Source organism: Indolivaga alginatilytica, assembly GCF_003201355.1.
In the GTDB taxonomy this organism is placed as follows: domain Bacteria; phylum Bacteroidota; class Bacteroidia; order Bacteroidales; family Dysgonomonadaceae; genus Dysgonomonas_A; species Dysgonomonas_A alginatilytica.
This window is the reverse complement of record NZ_QICL01000018.1, coordinates 15,872-34,716: the sequence shown is the minus strand read 5'-3', so window position 1 is coordinate 34,716 and position 18,845 is coordinate 15,872. Positions and strand designations below refer to the sequence as shown.

Sequence of the window (18,845 nt, the reverse complement as noted above, 5' to 3'; positions counted from 1 at the left end):
AATTCGCCTCTTCTATTTTAATGATTCTGATAAGCTTACAATGTCGTAAATGAGCCTTTTATTGGTTTTGATTCATTCCCGAAAGAGTCTACTGCCGAAATCAATACGTTATAGGTTGAACCGGCATCCAAATCCTTCAAGTCCCAGCCTTTCGATTGAGGCATCTCTGCATTTAAAAAGAATCCGGAAAAAATAGTCATAATGGTAGGAGGTGTATCTTTTTCCCCTTTCTTGGTCAATAAGATTTTATAGTGATGTACTATATCATTATCGGAAGCTTGTTTCCATAATAGCCTGCAACCATTTTCAGTTATATTGTAAAAGGTGGGCTTAATGCCTCTTGCAAACTTAGGAGCTCTGTCGTCTTTTCTGTCTTTGTATATAAAAGCAGAGCCGTCATGAGGAGTTCTTATTTCCCATGGGGTTTTTATTTCTACAGCTTGTGCAGTATTGTATCTGTGAATATTCACTCTGCTATTATCAATGCTAACAATCATGCCTTCGGTAACATCGTTAAATCCTTCGGGGTGTATACCTTCGGTTTTACCCGTTTCTATTTCCGAATAGGCAATGCTTCCATCATTTACAGACGTAAACTTGTCTTGATGTATTGATCTTTCATCTCCGATAGGGTAATGCGAGTGACCCGAGAATGCTACAATTTGAGGATATTGTTCGCAAATATCTTTCAATCCGCCGGTACCCCATGAGTCCTTGCCTCCGATTTCATAAGAGCCATATACAGTATTTACAACAGGCATATGAAAGAATACGAAAATAGGTTTACCCGGGTATTTTTGAGCTGCATATTCCAATTTTTCGGATAGAAATTTACGGCTTGGTTCTGTATAGCATTTATCATAAGAAGAATTTTCCATGCTTATAAGTATAAAGGGATAATCGTTAACCTCGACATATTGGTTCAGATCTTGCCCTAGTGTATTCTGAAAACGAGTGTTCTCACTGCCCTTGTCATTATATCTATCGTGATTTCCTAAACAATAATATCTCGGGAAGTTAGCGGGAAATTCTTCTGTATATACTTTCTTGAATAGATCATATTCTTGTTGATGGCCATTATTTGTAAGGTCTCCAACAATAAAAATAGCTTCAGGCTTGTTAGGTTGATTCAGTAGATAGCGAAGGGTTGCCCTGTTCTTTTCTTCCGACCCTTCTCTGCCAAGGTGTGTATCGGAGACCACAATAAAGCTAAAAGGCGATTGAGAGAATAGGTGTGTGCACGTAAGCAGAAATACACATAAAAATAGGTAAACATGTTTTTTCATAGTAAAAATAGTATTAAGGTCCTGGATCTGTTTAATGTTTTGGTAAGTATAGAAATTTTAGTCTTTTTATAGCTGGAAAGTATATCATAAGATAGTTTCATTTACTTATATGCTTCAAGTCTTCAACAAAGTTACTATATTTGTATTTCTATACAAAGTTGAGAAAAGATTATTCTCAGTTAAGAATAAGATTATTAAGTAGTAGTGTTTTTTTGAAAAAAGATAGTTTATTAACTGCCAATAATTTGCTGATTCAAAAAAAAGGTTTAATTTTGCACCCTGTTTTACTACGGCAAGGAATAAAATAAATAAAAAATAAAATATAGTAGCGATGTCCAAAATTTGTGAAATTACAGGAAAGAAAGCTATGGTTGGTAACAATGTCTCTCACTCAAATAAAAAGACTAAGAGAAAATTTAATATCAACCTATTCAGAAAAAAATTCTATTGGGTAGAAGAAGATTGTTGGATTAGTCTAGATGTATCTGCGTCGGGTCTTCGTACAATTAATAAAATTGGTTTGGATGCTGCATTGAAAAAAGCAGCTGAAAAAGGTTATTTAAAAGCTTAAATCAAAGGAGAACCTAAAAAATGGCAAAGAAAGCAAAAGGAAACAGAATTCAAGTAATTCTAGAATGTACAGAGCATAAAGAAAGTGGTATGCCTGGTACATCACGATACATTACTACAAAGAACAGAAGAAATACAACTGAGAGATTGGAGTTGAAAAAATACAACTCGGTTTTGAAGAAAGTAACAGTACATAAAGAAATTAAGTAAAAATAATATACAACCATGGCAAAGAAGACAGTCGCAGGTTACCGCGATCCATCATCAAAAGATGGTCGTAATTATGCAAAAGTAATTAAAATGGTAAGATCTCCTAAAACAGGAGCTTATACATTTAAAGAAGAAATGGTTCCAAATGAATCGGTGAAAGATTATTTTGCAAAATAATTTAGTTAAAAATAACTAAAAACCTCCTTTCAAGAATTTGTTAGGGGGTTTTTTGTATATCCTTTATTAGCTTTGTGTACCTTGTGCCAACTATGTGTTGGTAGCAACCATATTATAGTATTCAAGAACAAATTATAGATATTATGGGTATTTTGGACTTCTTCTCAAAACAGAAAAAAGAATCGTTGGATAAAGGTTTGGAAAAAACAAAAGAAAACATGTTTACCAAACTTTCAAGGATTGTTGTTGGGAAGTCTAAAGTTGATGACAGTGTATTGGATGATCTGGAAGAAGTATTAATTACTTCGGATGTAGGTGTGGATACTACATTGAAAATTATCGAACGTATAGAAGAACGTGTTTCCAAGGATAAGTATGTAAATACAGATGAACTGAGTAAAATCTTACGTGAGGAAATTGTTGAGTTGCTTACTGAAAATAATTCCAATGATAATACTGTCGGCTTTAATTTACCTGACAACCATAAGCCTTATGTGATAATGGTGGTGGGTGTTAATGGTGTAGGCAAAACTACGACCATTGGTAAGTTGGCAAATCAATTCAAAAAAGCAGGGAAATCAGTCTATCTTGGAGCTGCCGATACTTTTCGGGCTGCTGCTGTAGAGCAATTGGTAATATGGGGTGAAAGAGTTGGTGTTCCCGTAATTAAACAAGCTATGGGATCAGACCCTGCCTCTGTTGCATTTGATGCTATAAGTTCGGGTAAAGCTAATAATGCGGATGTTGTAATAATAGATACAGCCGGACGTTTACATAATAAGATCGGATTGATGAACGAATTGTCGAAGATCAAAAATGTAATGAATAAAATTGTCCCCGGCGCGCCTCACGAAGTATTACTTGTTCTGGATGGATCTACAGGTCAGAATGCATTTGAACAGGCAAAGCAGTTTACTGCTGCCACAGATGTTACCTCTCTGGCTGTAACTAAATTAGATGGAACGGCTAAAGGTGGCGTTGTAATTGGTATTTCGGATCAGTTTAAGATCCCTGTAAAATATATCGGACTAGGTGAAGGTATAGATGATTTACAAGTGTTTCAACGAAAAGAATTCGTGAACTCATTGTTTGGTGGGTAATTTATGCTATTTTTGCCCTTGCAATAGACTATATTGCAGGATTTAAGGTCACAGACCTTTTTTATTGCTTGGAAAATATAATAACCGGAGACAGTCGAGACAGTTATTATTAAAGAGTAATAAATATTTACTCTTACTTATACCTAAGAAGGAAGGATTCTTTTTGAATGAAGAAAAATAGAATTGATGTTGTAACGCTGGGGTGCTCTAAAAACCTGGTCGATTCGGAGATGTTAATGAAGCAGCTCCTCGCTAATGGATATACTGTGAAGCATGATCCCGACAAACCCGAAGGCGAAATTGTAGTTATCAATACATGTGGATTTATAGGTGATGCAAAAGAAGAATCAATAAACACGATACTTGGTTTTGCGGAAGCTAAAAAAAATAGAAAGCTGAATCAGCTGTTTGTAATGGGTTGTCTATCCGAGAGATACATGGAGGAGCTGAAGGCTGAAATACCTGAAGTTGATAGGTTCTATGGTAAATTCGGATGGAAAGGTCTCATTTCCGATCTTGGAAAATCGTTTAGAAAGGATGTTGAATATGAAAGGGCTTTAACAACTCCGGCACATTACGCTTATCTGAAAATATCAGAAGGATGTAATCGTGCTTGTTCGTATTGTTCTATTCCTATTATGACCGGACGTCATAACTCACGACCAATGGAGGAGATTGTAGCAGAGGTTCAGTCGCTCGTTGCACAGGGAGTTAAAGAATTCCAGATTATAGCACAAGATTTATCTTATTATGGGATTGATCGTTATAAGGAAATGAAACTTCCCGAACTGATAGAGCGTATATCCGATGTGAAAGGGGTTGAGTGGATTCGTTTACATTATGCTTATCCTGCAAAATTTCCTTATGATTTACTTCGTGTAATACGTGAGAGAGACAATGTTTGTAAATACTTGGATATAGCGCTTCAACACATAAGTGACAATATGTTAAGCAAGATGCGCAGAGGTATTACGAAACAAGAAACTATCGATCTCGTAAAAAGGATCAGGGAGGAAGTTCCGGGTATTCACCTTAGAACAACTTTTTTGGTAGGACATCCGGGAGAGGCTGAGGAAGATTTCGAAGAATTGATGGAGTTTGCAAAAGATGCCCAATTCGAAAGGATGGGAGCTTTTCCTTATTCGAATGAAGAAGGTACTTTTGCATATGAAAAATACGAAGATAATATTCCCGAAACAGTTAAGCAAGAACGAATGGATATGTTAATGGCTATTCAGGAGCGTGTTTCCTTGAACATTAATGAGTCTAAAATCGGGCAAACTTTTTCGGTAATTATAGATAGAGAAGATACTGATTATTATATTGGTCGTACGCAATATGATTCTCCAGAGGTAGACCCTGAAGTATTGATCTCAAAAGATACTCCGTTGAACAAAGGAGATATTTATAATGTTATTATAACTCAAGCAGAACCTTTTGATCTGTATGGTAATATTGTAATTTAAGTTTATATATTAGCTATCATAGATAGTTGTTATTTTGGATATTAGCGTAATCAAAATAATAAATAATCAAGGAGATAGCAATGAATAGTTGAAAGTGCTTATAATCTGGCAAATCTATGACAAATAAAGAATTAATTGCAGAGCTGTCTAAAAGACTGGAATGGACACAGGCTCAGACATCTAAGATTTTGGAGGATGCTGTGTCTGTTGTAAATACTAATTTGGCGAACTCTAATTCTATTAACATACAAGGATTTGGATTGTTTGAAACAAAAAGACGGCAGGAGCGGATGTCTGTAAATCCTGTTTCTAAGCAGCGTTTTTTAGTTCCACCGAAGATTACAACTGCGTTTCGTCCGGGTCAGGTAGTTAAAGATAAATTAAAAAAGTTGTCTGAGAATGAATGATAAACTATCACTTCAAGATTTGGTTGACGTCTTATCTAAGAAAGCTAAGATAACCAAGAAGGATGCAGACTCTTTTTTTAGAGAGCTCTTTCAATTGATTTTGGAACGGATATTTGATAATGATTCTGTCAAGATTAAAGATTTCGGGACATTTAAACTGATATCTGTAAGTAGTCGTGAAAGTGTCAATGTGAATACCGGAGAGAAAATAGAAATTCCTTCTCATTATAAACTAAGCTTTATTCCCGATAAAATACTTAAAAATCTTGTCAACAAACCATTTTCTCAATTCGAAACCATATTATTGGAGGATGGCGTTGTATTCGAAACTTCTGTAGAGAACGAAGAGAGTATAAGTGAGGATGAAATTGTTGAAAGTTCAGATATAGATATGGAAAATGAAGACGATGACATCGTCTCCGAGATAGAAAAACCGATTATTGCAGAGTCTGCTTCAATAATTGTCACTACAAACAACACACCGGTGAGAGAAAAGGATACTGAAGAAACTAACCCCGAGAAAGAATCTAAACCCCAGAATTCTTCAAAGCAAATATACCCCCGATCATTCGTATATACCTATACTACTTCCAAACCGTCAGAAGAGTCGGACTCGATAACTCTTACTGTACCTAAAGAAGATTTAGTTAGGTCTGTTTCTATACCGAAACCCGAAGAAAAAGAACCTGAGCTTCCTGTTCAGAAAGTTTCAGAGCAAAAAGAGTTTCCAATAGAATTACTTGATCTCCCTCATGTTCCAATGGAGGAGACTAAAGAAGAGGTTGATATAGAGGAAGAGGTTGATACTTATGATCTGGTTGAAGATGAGCCAAAAAAGATAGAGGAAAAAGCTGTAGATGCTATTCAATCAGAAGATGATCTGGAAGAGCCCTCGCAGTCTGTATTATTGACGAGTGAGTTTTTATCAAAAAATGTAATTTCAGATGATCTGGAATTAGAATCCGATTTAGATTCGGAGATAGAGACAGAAGAGGATATCATTATCCCTGTTCCTATTCCGATAATTGATCGGTTAGTTAAAGAGGGAAAAGAGCCTGTTGATACATCTGAAGCTCAATCTACAGCCAAGGAAGAAAAGAAATCTGTATTTTCGAATGAAGATCCGGAACGTCCATTGTTTCCTGTGGAAGAGGATGATGTAATCGCAGATAGTGATTTTGTTGCACTGGATGAACCTGTAAACAAGGTTGCTGAAATCTCTGAAGAGGATAAACGTCGTGTTAATCCATCTATGGGAGATATGGGCAGTTATGCAGGGAATAACAAACCTGCTGAGACGAGAAGTGTCTCGTTTTCTAATACGATAGATCCGGTTGATATTCCATATCACGATTTTAATTCTCCTTATTTAGGTTCTAAGTTTAGAAGATGGTTACCTATGGGACTTTTCCTGCTCGTAATTGTAGCATTTTTGACTTATGGGTTAATCAAAATGTTGAATAAGCCTTACGACTTTGAATATAATTTAGGAAGAACTAATCTTACATTAAGCGACACTTTACCATTTGTAGATGAAGTTTCTCCCAAGGTTCAGGCAACGGATGCTATGCTCGACTCAATGAAGAGATTACAGGCTGAGGGATTGAAAGATAGTGTGACACCCGTTAAGAAAGAACCTATAGCCCCCATAGCTAAAAAGCCTGCTGTTGAGCAAAAGGTTGAGGCAGCAAAGCCTGGTATCGTTGGAGATGCTGATTCTTTGACGAGAGATTTAATAAATAAAGAGAAGAACGGTTTTGTTATTTCTGATAAATTGAAATTTGGAATACTTAATAAAGCGGAATTTCATCTGGCGAAATATCAAAAAGAGAGTAAGGCTGAACTGCTTTATGATTCGAAGGAAAAAACTCAGCCGGAGTCAAAGGCAAGTTCCAACTCAAAACCCAAATATGATACCATAAAAAGAGGTACAACTTTGCGTACATTGGCTGCTACCCACTACGGTAACCCCGATTATTGGGTATATATTTATCAAGCGAATAAAAAGAATATCGCTAATCCCAATAATGTGCCTATTGGAACAAGCCTTCTTATACCGCCTTTATCCGATTATGGGGTGTATAATCCGAGCGATGCAAGAGAAATTCAAGTAGCTAAAAATCTTGAAGCAAAAATTCTTGAAGCAAAAATTCTAAGACTTAGATAAAAACGATATACCATACTATTCAATTATAACTATATTGGGTTTGCGGTGGTAACAAGGTATTAAATTAGGTTTTCGGCCTTAAAAAAGAATAACGGATATAAGTATCTGTTATTCTTTTTTGTTTTTATATGTAAAATACGTACAATAATTTGTAATTTTACCGGCTCGTGAATTTGTGTCGGCAACACAGTGTATTCACAATTTTGCCAAAACATAAAAAAAGGTCTGAGACCTTAAAAGAATATAAGATAATGAGTATCCTAGAATTAAGTGAACAAGAAATTTTTCGAAGAAAAAGTCTGGACGAAATGCGCCAACTGGGTATCGATCCGTATCCTGCTGCGTTGTATGAAACGAATGCATATTCGGTTGAAATAAAAGAAAGCTTTAAGAATGATGCAGAGCGTCGTCAAGTGGCAATTGCCGGTCGTATAATGAGCCGTCGTATTGCAGGAAAAGCTGCTTTTGTTGATCTTCAGGATTCAGAAGGTCGTATACAATTATACATTACCAGAGACGATCTTTGTCCGGATGAGAATAAAGACCTATATAATGTAGTTTTCAAAAAATTATTGGATATAGGTGATTTTATCGGAGTTACAGGATATGTATTCCGTACTCAGATGGGAGAAATTTCGGTTCATGCTGAAACTCTTACCGTATTATCTAAATCGCTTCGTCCTTTGCCTGTTGTTAAGGTAAAAGATGGAGTAACTTACGATGGATTTACCGATCCCGAAATGCGTTACCGTCAGCGTTACGTTGACTTAATCGTAAATGAGGATGTAAAAGATATATTTATTAAGCGTACAAAAGTGTTCAACTCAATGCGTAATCTTTTTAATGAAAAAGGTTATATCGAAGTTGATACACCTGTGTTGCAAAGTATTCCCGGAGGAGCATCTGCTCGTCCGTTTATAACTCACCATAATGCCCTGAATATTCCTCTTTATTTGAGAATAGCCAATGAGTTGTACCTGAAACGTATGATTGTAGGAGGTTTTGATGGTGTGTATGAGTTTTCACGTAACTTCCGCAATGAAGGTATGGATCGCACGCATAATCCAGAATTTACTGTAATGGAAATCTATGTAGCCTACAAAGACTATATCTGGATGATGGAATTTACAGAGCAAATGATTGAAAAGGTTTGTTTGGATGTACTGGGTACAACAGAAGTGCAAGTAGGGGACAATCTAATTAACTTTAAAGCTCCCTATAAACGTGTGACGATGATTGATTCTATTAAAGATCATACCGGAATTGATATTAATGGAATGAATGAAAGTCAATTACGTGAAGTTTGTAAGCAACTGGGTGTTGATCAGGATGAAACAATGGGTAAGGGTAAACTTATCGATGAGATATTTGGTGAAAAATGTGAGGGTAGATATATTCAACCTACATTTATTACCGATTATCCGATCGAAATGTCACCTTTATGTAAACGACATAGAACGAATCCCGAATTGACGGAACGTTTCGAATTGATGGTTAATGGTAAGGAATTGGCAAATGCTTATTCTGAATTGAATGACCCTATTGATCAACGTAACCGTTTTGAGGAACAATTACAACTTTCGGCAAAAGGCGATGATGAGGCGATGTTTATCGATCAGGATTTCCTTCGTGCTTTAGAGTATGGTATGCCCCCAACATCGGGTATGGGAATTGGAATGGATCGTTTGGTAATGTTACTAACAGGACAAACCTCTATTCAGGAAGTATTATTATTTCCTCAGATGAGACCCGAAAAAGTAGTTAAGAGAGATCCTGTAACAAAATATACAGAAATAGGCATCCCCGAAGAGTGGGTATCAGCCATTCAAAAGGCGGGTTATCTGACAGTAGAGGATTTGACAGAGGCTAATCCTAATAAACTGCGTCAGGAGTTGTGTGAAATGAATAAAAAGCACAAGCTCGAATTAGCCAACCCAAAAGATGAAGAAGTGCAAGCATGGGTTAACAATGCTAAAAAATAAGGTCTGAGACCTTTTATTTACTTTGGAAAGTAATTGACAAAGTTAGTTATGACTTAAAATATGGAAAGTATTTTGTTTACTGTAATTAAGTCTCTATTGTTTAACTTGAATAATGACCGATGAACTATCCGGGAAGAATAGCTATAATAGGAGGAGGAACATGGGCTACTGCCCTTGCTAAAATAGTGTTGACTCAGGAAACTCATATCAATTGGTATATGCGTCGTCCTGAGCAGATTGAAGATTTTATAAAAGTTGGACACAATCCTTCTTATTTATCAAATGTACCATTTAATTTATCCAGAATTTCTTTTTTCTCAGATATCAATGAAGTTGTAAATAATTCGGATACACTGATTTTTGCTGTACCGTCACCATTTCTAAAAACTCATTTGGAGAAATTAAAAACACCGATAAGCGACAAGTTTATTATATCTGCAATAAAAGGAATCATTCCTCCTGAAAATTTGTTAGTTACCGACTTTCTGACTAAAGAATATGGTGTACCTTCAGATAATATTGCCATAGTAGCAGGTCCTTGTCATGCCGAAGAGATAGCACTCGAGCGTTTGACATATCCTACTATTGCGTGTACCGATCTGGCTAAAGCTAGTGCTGTTGCCCGTATATTTACAAATCGTTTTGTGAAAGCGTCAACTTCGGTAGATGTGAGTGGTATTGAATTAGCTGCGGTATTGAAAAATGTATATGCTATAGCCGCAGGTATATGTCATGGATTGAAATACGGGGATAATTTTCAGGCTGTATTGGTTTCGAATGCAGTACAGGAGATGGAGAGATTCATGGAAGTGGTTTCTCCTATCAAGCGGCGTATATTTGAATCGGCTTACATAGGAGACTTGTTGGTAACTGCCTATTCTAGTTTCAGCAGGAATAGAACATTCGGATCGATGATCGGAAAAGGATATTCGGTAAAAGCTGCGCAAATAGAAATGGAGATGGTAGCTGAAGGTTATTACGGAACTAAATGTATAATGGAAATGAATGCTGATTATTGCATTAATATTCCTATTGTAGAAACGGTTTATCGTATCCTATATGAAAAAGTTCCGGCACGTATAGAAATAAAACGTTTAAGAGAAGAAATATTAAAATAAGGTCTCAAACCTTTTTATTGCTTTGGTAAGTGAAACGACAAGTTGGTTATAGCTAAGAAAGGGTAATAAATGGTTACGAGTAAACCGATAAATAAATTTAGAGAGATGGAAAAAGTTATAAGTTTAAATGTTGATAAAGTATTTTCTTTTGTAAATAAGTCAGACATACAAGCTGGTGCAGCTTTGGCTAAACAATACAATGAAACTTTGCACAAAGGTTCGGGCAAAGGAAGTGATTTCCTGGGTTGGTTAAACCTTCCGTCATCTATTACAGATGCTGACCTGAAAGATATTGCAGATACAGCTCAAGTATTGAGAAGCAAATGTGAAGTTGTAGTAGTTGTTGGTATTGGAGGTAGTTATTTGGGTGCAAAATCGGTGATTGAAGCACTTTCAAATTCTTTCGACTGGTTACAAAAAGATCGTAAAAATCCGGTGATAGTATATGCCGGTCAAAATATCGGAGAAGATTATGTATCGGAACTTATCGCTTATTTGGCTGATAAATCGTTCGGTATTATCAATATATCTAAATCGGGAACAACAACCGAACCTGCTCTTTCGTTCCGTATCCTTAAAGGAGAATTGGAAAGAAAAGTTGGAAAAGAAGAGGCTAAAAGCCGTATCGTGGCAATCACTGATGCAGCTAGAGGTGCTTTGCATACATTAGCTAGAAAAGAAGGCTACAAAATGTATGTAATTCCTGATAATGTAGGAGGCCGTTTCTCGGTACTTACTCCTGTTGGTTTGCTTCCTATTGCAGTTGCCGGATTCGATATTCAAAAACTGGTACAAGGTGCAGCTTTCATGGAAAAAAATACAGCTCCTGATGTTCCATTCGAGAAAAATCTTGCTGAACAATACGCAGTTACTCGTAATGAATTGTACAAAAAAGGCAAGAAAATAGAAATTTTGGCTAACTTCAATCCTAAACTTCACTTCTTTGCTGAGTGGTGGAAACAATTGTACGGAGAAAGTGAAGGTAAAGAAAACAAAGGTATCTTTAATGCTGCTGTAGATTTCACAACCGATCTTCATTCAATGGGACAATGGATTCAAGAAGGTGAACGTTCTATCTTCGAAACTGTTCTATCGGTAGCAAATCCTGCTAACACAGTTCTTGTACCAAAGGATGAAGAAGATTTGGACGGGTTGAACTTTTTAGTGGGTAAACGCGTTGATTTCGTGAATAAAATGGCGGAACTTGGTACTCAATTGGCTCACGTTGACGGAGGTGTTCCAAACATAAAAATCGAAATTCCTGAATTGAGCGAATATTATTTAGGTCAATTAATATATTTCTTTGAGAAAGCATGTGGTATAAGCGGTTATATCTTAGGTGTAAATCCTTTCGATCAACCGGGAGTAGAGGCTTATAAAAAGAATATGTTTGCACTATTGAATAAACCGGGTTTTGAAAAAGACCACGAAGAAATACAAAAACGATTATAAAGGTCGCAGACCTTTTTATTTCTAAATTGTAGGGGCAAATCGATGTGTTCGCCCATTTTAAGGAAGCATATATAATTTTGTCCCTGCAAATAGAAATACTAAATTACTTAAGAGTACAGAATGACAGAGAAAAAGCACCTATTGGGACTTACTTTAGATGAACTGAAAGATGTTGCATTAGAGTGTGGCTTGCCTAAATTTGCTGCTAAACAGATGGCGGATTGGCTTTATAAAAAAAGAGTATTATCGATAGAGGAAATGACAAATCTATCGTTAGCGAATAGAAACCTATTGTCGGAAAAATACGACGTGGGGCGTTCTTTACCAGTCGAGGATCAACGGTCGATAGACGGAACGGTTAAATATCTGTTTAAAACAGATGCGGGGAAATTTATCGAATCGGTAATGATTCCCGAAGACGAGAGAGCTACTTTATGTGTATCGTCTCAAGTTGGTTGTAAGATGAATTGCTTGTTCTGTATGACAGGAAAGCAAGGCTTTAACGGACATTTATCTGCCAACGAAATTCTAAATCAAGTATGTTCGATAGAAGAGTCGGATGATCTTACCAATATCGTATTTATGGGTATGGGAGAGCCTCTTGACAACTACGAACAATTAAAGAAAACATTAGATATAATGACTTCGGACTATGGTTTTGCATGGAGTCCGAAGCGAATTACCGTTTCTACTACAGGTGTAACTCCTAAGTTGAAACGTTTCTTGGATGAAAGCAATGCTCATTTGGCTGTAAGTTTACATACGCCCATTAAAGAGCAGCGATTATCCATAATGCCGGCTGAAAAAGCATTCCCTTTATCGGGAGTTCTCGATCTGCTGAAACAATATGATTGGTCAAAACAAAGACGTTTGTCTTTTGAATATATAATGTTTAAAGATTTTAATGATTCACTGGTACATGCCAGAGAGTTGTTTAAAATATTAAACGGCTTGGACTGCCGGGTCAATTTGATTCGCTTCCATGCTATCCCGAATGTCGATTTGGTAACATCTACTAACGAAACAATGGTTCAGTTTAGAGATTTTCTGACTCGCAAAGGGCTTATGTGTACCATACGTTCTTCAAGAGGTGAAGATATATTTGCTGCTTGCGGAATGCTATCAACAGAGAAGAGTAAGAAGTAAGATTATGTCATTATGAGTAAACAACCACATATAAATTTTACAACTATTTCTGATGGAAAAAGCTCGTTTGATAAAGAATTTCAAACTACATTTCCATCATTAAATAAACTTTTGTCGAAAGCCAGCTGGATTGATTTTACAATAAATAACAATCAGGTTTTTCGTCAATATGTTTGGACGGATAAACATGGCAATACCTCCGGATGGTTATGCCACATGGAGCATTGTGTACCCCGTGGACGTAACATTATACATGAACATGCTTTGCTTTCTAAGAATGTGGGCACTATAGTTCAGTATTGGATTGGAGATCATCGGAATATAGATACATTTCTGACTAACAACGAGCATACTTTTACATTAAAAGATGCTGTTATCGGTATGGGCGGCTGGGAAGGGAACTATCTTGCGGCATGTAAGTCGGAAGGTATTGAGCCTTTAGATATAAATGATCTAGTAACCTTTGCTCTTGAGGCAAATGGTAATACAACTTTCTATAATAATAAAACAAAAGAGATATTCTTTTTCGCTCACGATGGTTATTCGCCAATTGACATTTCGAAAGTAAAAGGCCAACCCGAATATACTATTCATAAATTTGATGCGGTGAATACATTTACCGATTATGCCGAGCAATTGGCTCATCAATGGGAAAAGGTGGTAAAGTAGACTTGATAATTGATAAATAGATTACTTAGAAAAACTAATATATAATGATAAAAGTAGGAATTACACACGGTGACATTAACGGTATTGGCTATGAGGTCATACTTAAGACGTTTGGTGATATCCGCATTGCAGAATTATGCATTCCTGTGATATACGGATCTACAAAAGTTGCAGCCTATCATCGCAAAGCTTTAGAATTGCCTCCTGTTACTTTCAACCTGATTCAGGAAGCGAATGAAGCAGAGGTGAATAAAGTGAATGTTATTAATTGTATTCCCGATGACATCAAGGTCGAACTCGGAAAGTCAACCAAAGCAGCAGGCGATGCCTCGCTAAGTGCATTGGAAAGGGCTACAGCCGATCTGGCTGCCGGATTGATTGATGTATTGGTTACAGCACCTATCAATAAAGATAATATACAACAAGATGCCTTTCATTTTCCCGGTCATACAGAGTATCTGGAGCAAAAGTTCGGACAGGATACATCTAAATCATTAATGATTCTTGCTAAAGATGACTTAAGAGTTGCTCTTGTTACCGGGCATGTACCTTTAGGAAAGGTTGCCGAAAATATTACTAAAGACAAAGTAAAGGAAACGATCGGTATATTTAATAAATCGCTGCTTCGTGACTTTAATATAGATAAACCCCGTATAGCAGTGCTCTCTCTGAATCCTCATGCAGGAGAAAACGGGTTGTTAGGAACAGAAGAAAACGACATTATTATTCCTGCTCTGCGTGAAATGGAAGAGAGTGGCGTTTTATGCTTTGGTCCCTATGCTGCCGATGGCTTTTTTGGATCAGGGCGATTTAAGTCTTTCGATGGTATATTGGCTATGTACCACGACCAAGGTTTAGCTCCTTTCAAAACGTTAGCGATGGAAGAAGGCGTTAACTTTACAGCAGGTTTACCAATTGTGCGTACATCGCCCGCTCATGGTACGGCTTATAATATTGCAGGAAAAAATGAAGCATCGGAAGATTCGTTCCGTCAGGCTATTTATCTGGCAATAGATACCCGACGTAACCGTATTGAGTACGATAAAGCTCACGCTAATCCATTGAGAAAAATGTATTACGAAAAAGGTGGAGATAATGAAGTCTTAGACTTAACTAAAGAGGTTTCTGAAGATTAAAGGTCGGAGATCTTTTTGTAGCTTTGATAAGTGTAATGACAGTAATGAGTTATTGTAACGGACAAAGTAATAAATATTATATTACTAAGAATAAGATAAGATGAATTATGCAATAATAGCCGCCGGAGAAGGTTCGAGGTTGGCACAAGAAGGGGTTACATTACCAAAGCCTCTTGTAAAATTAAATGGCGTGGAGATGATCCGTCGCCTGATCGATATTTTTGCGAAAAACCAAGCTGATTCTATTAGCATCATTGTAAATGAGGAGATGAAGGCTGTGCAAGAGTATGTAAAGCAAATAAAGCTGGATATTCCATTAAATATTGTAATTAAATCTACTCCCAGTTCGATGCATAGTTTCTTCGAATTGAGAGAGTTTTTGCGCACTGGTAAGTTTTGTTTGACTACTGTTGATACTATATTTAAAGAAGAAGATTTCGAACAATATATTAAGGCTTTCATCGCAGATTCGGAATCGGATGGAATGATGGCTGTTACGGATTATATTGATGATGAAAAGCCTCTTTATGTAGATGTGAATGAAGCTATGCAAATTACAGGTTTTCTGGATAATTCGGATTCATGTAAGTATATTTCAGGAGGTATCTATGGCCTTACACCTAAAGCGATAGATACACTCGAAAACTGTTTGTCTTCGGGACAATCACGCATGCGTAATTTTCAGCGTCAACTTGTGGCTGATGGACTGTGCCTCAAAGCATATCCATTTCCTAAGATTGTAGATGTTGATCATGCAGAAGATATTGTGAAAGCAGAAGCCTTTCTAAGGAATTAAGGTCTCAGACCTGTTTGTTGCTTTGTTGTAGGGGCGAACCTATGTGTTCGCCAGTTAGGACAGACACATAGGTCTGCCCCTACAGATTGAGGGTAATGCATTTTTTGCAGCCTTCCCATAAACCGAAAATCAAGAAGTAGAGCAATTATATTATAAATAATCATGTCTAAAGGAAAACTAACTGGGATAAAGCGACAAACCAAATACTCGCCCAACCATATTGGAAACGACGGTACCATCTATAACATGACAGCACAATGTCTGAGAGAAATGGGCTACGACGTACAAGATTATACAGAGTCGGAATTTGTTTTAAGTGATATCAAGGATAAATTTATTTTTGATATGGCCCGCGATAAGAGCACGATTAAAAGGTTAAAGCATCTGGAAGATAATGGCTCGGTTGTCATTAATTCGGCTTATGGTATCGAAAATTGTACCAGAGGAAAAATGACCAGTTTGCTTATAGATAATAATATCCCTCACCCTGAGAGTATTATTATAGACTGTAACGATGATCCGACGCAATTGTTGGAACAAATGGAAGCGAATGCTTACTGGATCAAGCGGGGCGATTTTCATGCTATACACCGAGAAGATGTTACTTTTGCGAGAAGTATAGCTGAAGCGAAGGAAATTTTAAAGGAATTTGCGTTCAGAGGAATTCCTAATGCTGTTATAAATGAGCATCTTGTTGGTGATCTTGTGAAATTTTATGGAGTAGCTGATACTGATTTTTTCTATCATTTCTATCCTTTTGATTTGAGCCATAGCAAATTTGGTTTAGAGGAAATAAACGGAGCTGCCAATCAATATGCTTTTTCAGTAGAAGCTTTGAAAGAGGCTTGTGATAAAGCCGGAGAAATTCTGAATATAAAAATATATGGAGGTGACTGTGTCGTTGCAAAAGACGGATCATTTAAAATTATTGATTTTAATGATTGGCCAAGTTTTGCTCCTTGCCGTGAACAAGCTGCACCTAAAATTGCAGAATGTATAGATAAGCACATTCAAAAAAATCTTAACTGAAAATTACACATCAATGCAACAAAATAAACCATCTTTGGAATCTACGTTGAAATCGTCAGATACAGAAGAGTTTATCGATATTTATTTTTATCGTCCCATAGGTTATAGATGGGCTTTACTTTTTCAAAAATTAGGTATAACTCCCAATGCTGTAACTATTGCCAGTATTTTTATTGGAGTGGGTTCGGGTATTTGTTTCTATTTTGATAATCTGTGGATTACTATTTTAGGTATATTTCTTTTGGTATGGGCTAATTCATATGATAGTGCCGATGGACAATTGGCTCGCATGACCAAACAGTTTTCTGCTTTAGGCAGGGTGTTGGATGGCTTTGCAGGTAATCTGTGGTTTGCCTCCATTTATATTGCTATTTGTATGCGTCTTTTCCCGGTATGGGGTTGGAGTATATGGGTTCTGGCTATTATTACAGGCTTTTTTCATAGTAAACAGGCTTCCATGGCAGATTACTACCGCAATATACATTTATTGTTTTTGAAAGGAAAATCGGGTAGTGAGTTGGATAATACGAATGAGCTAAATCTAAAAAATGCTGCCCTAACTTGGAAATCTAATTTTTGGGAGAAATTAGTTCTTACTTTCTATACTAACTACACAAAAGGACAGGAAAGCTGGTCGGGTAATTTCCAAACTCTGTTTAAACTTCTGAGAAGCAGATACGGTGAGACTGCTCCTGAACAGTTCAGGGTAGATTTCAGGGAAAAAAGCTTACCTTTGATGAAGTGGACTAATATCTTGTCTTTTAATACTCGTGCAATAGCTTTATTTGTTGCTATGCTTATTAAGGAGCCTTGGCTTTATTTTGTCTTTGAGCTTATAGTCCTGAATATTATACTGGTGTACATGGTGTTTGCACACGAGAAAATGTGTGAAACATTTACAAAAGAGATTGCAGAGCATAAATACGATTAATACCAATCAGTTTATCTATCGGTAAACGGGGTGTAGTAGGGGCGTATGCAATGCGTCTATGTGACCGGTTAATCGTTATAAGAACGATGAAAAGTAAACAGTAAACAAGGAAAAATAAAAGTCGTAAAAAAAGTGTTACTTTTGTCACCTTTGTCACTTTTTAGAATGTTATTGTTTGATTTTTAGAGATTTAAAAAATACACAAAAGTGACATTTATTAATCGTTTACCGATTACTTTTGTTACTTAATTTGTTTACTTTTTGTAACTTTTGATTGCCATTAAATAATTAAAATAAACCGAATATATGTTTGATTTGAGTACCGTTAAAGGTATTATTTTTGATTACGGGGGTACGATAGACAGTAACGGAGCACATTGGGCTGAGGTCTTATGGGATGCTTATCAGGATGTAAATGTACCTGTAACTAAAGAAGCCTTTCGTGAAGCATATGTATATGGCGAACGTTATTTGGCTACACATCCTGATGTACAACCGGATCATAACTTCTACGATTTATTGAAAATAAAGACCGACCTCCAGATTGGTTATCTGAAAGAACAAAAAATGTTAGACGATAATGACAAAACGGCAGGCTATTCTCTTGTTATTTCAAAGCAATGTTATAACTTTGCTAAAGAGATCATAAGTAAAGAAAAGGTGATTCTAAAAGCTTTACGTGATCGTTACCCTATGGTGCTTGTGTCTAATTTCTATGGAAATGTACAAGCTGTATTGGGAGATTTCGGTCTATTAGAGTTCTTTGATGATATTATTGAATCGGCTGTTGTTGGTGTCAGAAAACCCGATCCTGCTATTTTTGGTTTAGGTGTGGATAAGTTAAACCTTCCTGCTTCTTCTATTGTCGTGATAGGAGATTCTCATGCAAAAGATATTGTACCTGCATCTAAAAACGGATGTCAGACTATCTGGCTAAAGGGTCCGGGGTGGGGCGATGACGATGAAAATGCAACGGCAGATATTGTGATTACTGATTTTATGGAGTTGAAAGATATTTTTCAACTGAATTAAGAATATAAAACTGTTATGTTTTTTGATTAACAGGCTTTGGCTGATGTGTTGGTTGAAGTAATGAAAAGGTCAAAGACCTTACTTGTATATTTTGGTAGTATTATAGTGTTAGCTGTAATGTCAATTTCTAATAATGGAGACTAAAATTATTTAGTTGAAAAGCCCGGGTTG

At 36.5% G+C, this 18,845-nt stretch carries 18 protein-coding genes; 17 read left to right on the top strand and 1 reads right to left on the bottom strand.

Annotated features, from left to right (window positions below):
• Positions 1-35: 35 nt before the first annotated feature.
• Positions 36-1,286: a metallophosphoesterase gene (locus CLV62_RS13540; RefSeq protein ID WP_110311318.1), complete on the bottom strand. Its 1,251-nt coding sequence runs from the start codon at positions 1,284-1,286 to the stop codon at positions 36-38.
• 331 nt (positions 1,287-1,617) lie between these two features.
• Between CLV62_RS13540 and rpmB the strand changes: the two genes are divergently transcribed.
• The 17 genes from rpmB to CLV62_RS13455 all read left to right on the top strand — a co-directional run bounded on the left by rpmB (position 1,618) and on the right by CLV62_RS13455 (position 18,674).
• Entirely contained in the window at positions 1,618-1,857 is a 240-nt protein-coding gene (gene rpmB / locus CLV62_RS13535; protein WP_050709023.1) for a 50S ribosomal protein L28, read from the top strand.
• Positions 1,858-1,877: 20 nt separating this feature from the next.
• Positions 1,878-2,066 carry a 50S ribosomal protein L33 gene (gene rpmG, locus CLV62_RS13530; protein ID WP_110311317.1) on the top strand — a complete coding sequence of 63 codons (189 nt, stop codon included), beginning with the start codon at positions 1,878-1,880 and terminating at the stop codon, positions 2,064-2,066.
• A 15-nt stretch (positions 2,067-2,081) separates the two neighbouring features.
• On the top strand, positions 2,082-2,243 hold the full coding sequence (locus CLV62_RS13525) for a DUF4295 domain-containing protein (RefSeq protein ID WP_110311316.1): 162 nt from the start codon (positions 2,082-2,084) through the stop codon (positions 2,241-2,243).
• 143 nt (positions 2,244-2,386) lie between these two features.
• Complete coding sequence (ftsY, locus tag CLV62_RS13520) at positions 2,387-3,343, top strand: signal recognition particle-docking protein FtsY (RefSeq protein WP_110311315.1); 957 nt, start codon at positions 2,387-2,389, stop codon at positions 3,341-3,343.
• A 167-nt stretch (positions 3,344-3,510) separates the two neighbouring features.
• Complete coding sequence (rimO, locus tag CLV62_RS13515; protein WP_110311314.1) at positions 3,511-4,809, top strand: 30S ribosomal protein S12 methylthiotransferase RimO; 1,299 nt, start codon at positions 3,511-3,513, stop codon at positions 4,807-4,809.
• Between the two features lie 116 nt (positions 4,810-4,925).
• Positions 4,926-5,216, top strand: coding sequence for an HU family DNA-binding protein (locus tag CLV62_RS13510; RefSeq protein ID WP_110311313.1), 291 nt, complete (start codon positions 4,926-4,928; stop codon positions 5,214-5,216).
• Positions 5,209-7,383, top strand: coding sequence for an HU family DNA-binding protein (locus tag CLV62_RS13505; protein ID WP_110311312.1), 2,175 nt, complete (start codon positions 5,209-5,211; stop codon positions 7,381-7,383). Before CLV62_RS13510 ends, CLV62_RS13505 begins: the two co-directional genes overlap by 8 nt.
• Positions 7,384-7,634: 251 nt before the next feature.
• A complete protein-coding gene (gene lysS / locus CLV62_RS13500; RefSeq protein WP_110311311.1) occupies positions 7,635-9,365 on the top strand; it encodes a lysine--tRNA ligase in 1,731 nt (576 codons plus the stop codon).
• Positions 9,366-9,484: 119 nt separating this feature from the next.
• Entirely contained in the window at positions 9,485-10,483 is a 999-nt protein-coding gene (locus CLV62_RS13495; RefSeq protein ID WP_110311310.1) for an NAD(P)H-dependent glycerol-3-phosphate dehydrogenase, read from the top strand.
• A gap of 105 nt (positions 10,484-10,588) precedes the next feature.
• Complete coding sequence (locus CLV62_RS13490; protein ID WP_110311309.1) at positions 10,589-11,935, top strand: glucose-6-phosphate isomerase; 1,347 nt, start codon at positions 10,589-10,591, stop codon at positions 11,933-11,935.
• A 120-nt stretch (positions 11,936-12,055) separates the two neighbouring features.
• The gene (gene rlmN, locus CLV62_RS13485; RefSeq protein WP_110311308.1) at positions 12,056-13,081 is read left to right on the top strand and encodes a 23S rRNA (adenine(2503)-C(2))-methyltransferase RlmN; all 1,026 of its coding nucleotides are present in this window, start codon (positions 12,056-12,058) and stop codon (positions 13,079-13,081) included.
• 12 nt (positions 13,082-13,093) lie between these two features.
• Positions 13,094-13,750, top strand: coding sequence for a hypothetical protein (locus tag CLV62_RS13480; RefSeq protein WP_110311307.1), 657 nt, complete (start codon positions 13,094-13,096; stop codon positions 13,748-13,750).
• A gap of 44 nt (positions 13,751-13,794) precedes the next feature.
• Positions 13,795-14,886, top strand: a complete 1,092-nt coding sequence (gene pdxA, locus CLV62_RS13475; protein ID WP_110311306.1) for a 4-hydroxythreonine-4-phosphate dehydrogenase PdxA — start codon at positions 13,795-13,797, stop codon at positions 14,884-14,886.
• 100 nt (positions 14,887-14,986) lie between these two features.
• Positions 14,987-15,682, top strand: coding sequence for a nucleotidyltransferase family protein (locus CLV62_RS13470; RefSeq protein ID WP_110311305.1), 696 nt, complete (start codon positions 14,987-14,989; stop codon positions 15,680-15,682).
• 162 nt (positions 15,683-15,844) lie between these two features.
• On the top strand, positions 15,845-16,711 hold the full coding sequence (locus tag CLV62_RS13465; RefSeq protein ID WP_110311304.1) for an ATP-grasp domain-containing protein: 867 nt from the start codon (positions 15,845-15,847) through the stop codon (positions 16,709-16,711).
• Between the two features lie 13 nt (positions 16,712-16,724).
• A complete protein-coding gene (locus CLV62_RS13460; RefSeq protein ID WP_110311303.1) occupies positions 16,725-17,642 on the top strand; it encodes a CDP-alcohol phosphatidyltransferase family protein in 918 nt (305 codons plus the stop codon).
• A gap of 306 nt (positions 17,643-17,948) precedes the next feature.
• Complete coding sequence (locus tag CLV62_RS13455; protein ID WP_110311302.1) at positions 17,949-18,674, top strand: HAD family hydrolase; 726 nt, start codon at positions 17,949-17,951, stop codon at positions 18,672-18,674.
• Positions 18,675-18,845: the final 171 nt, after the last annotated feature.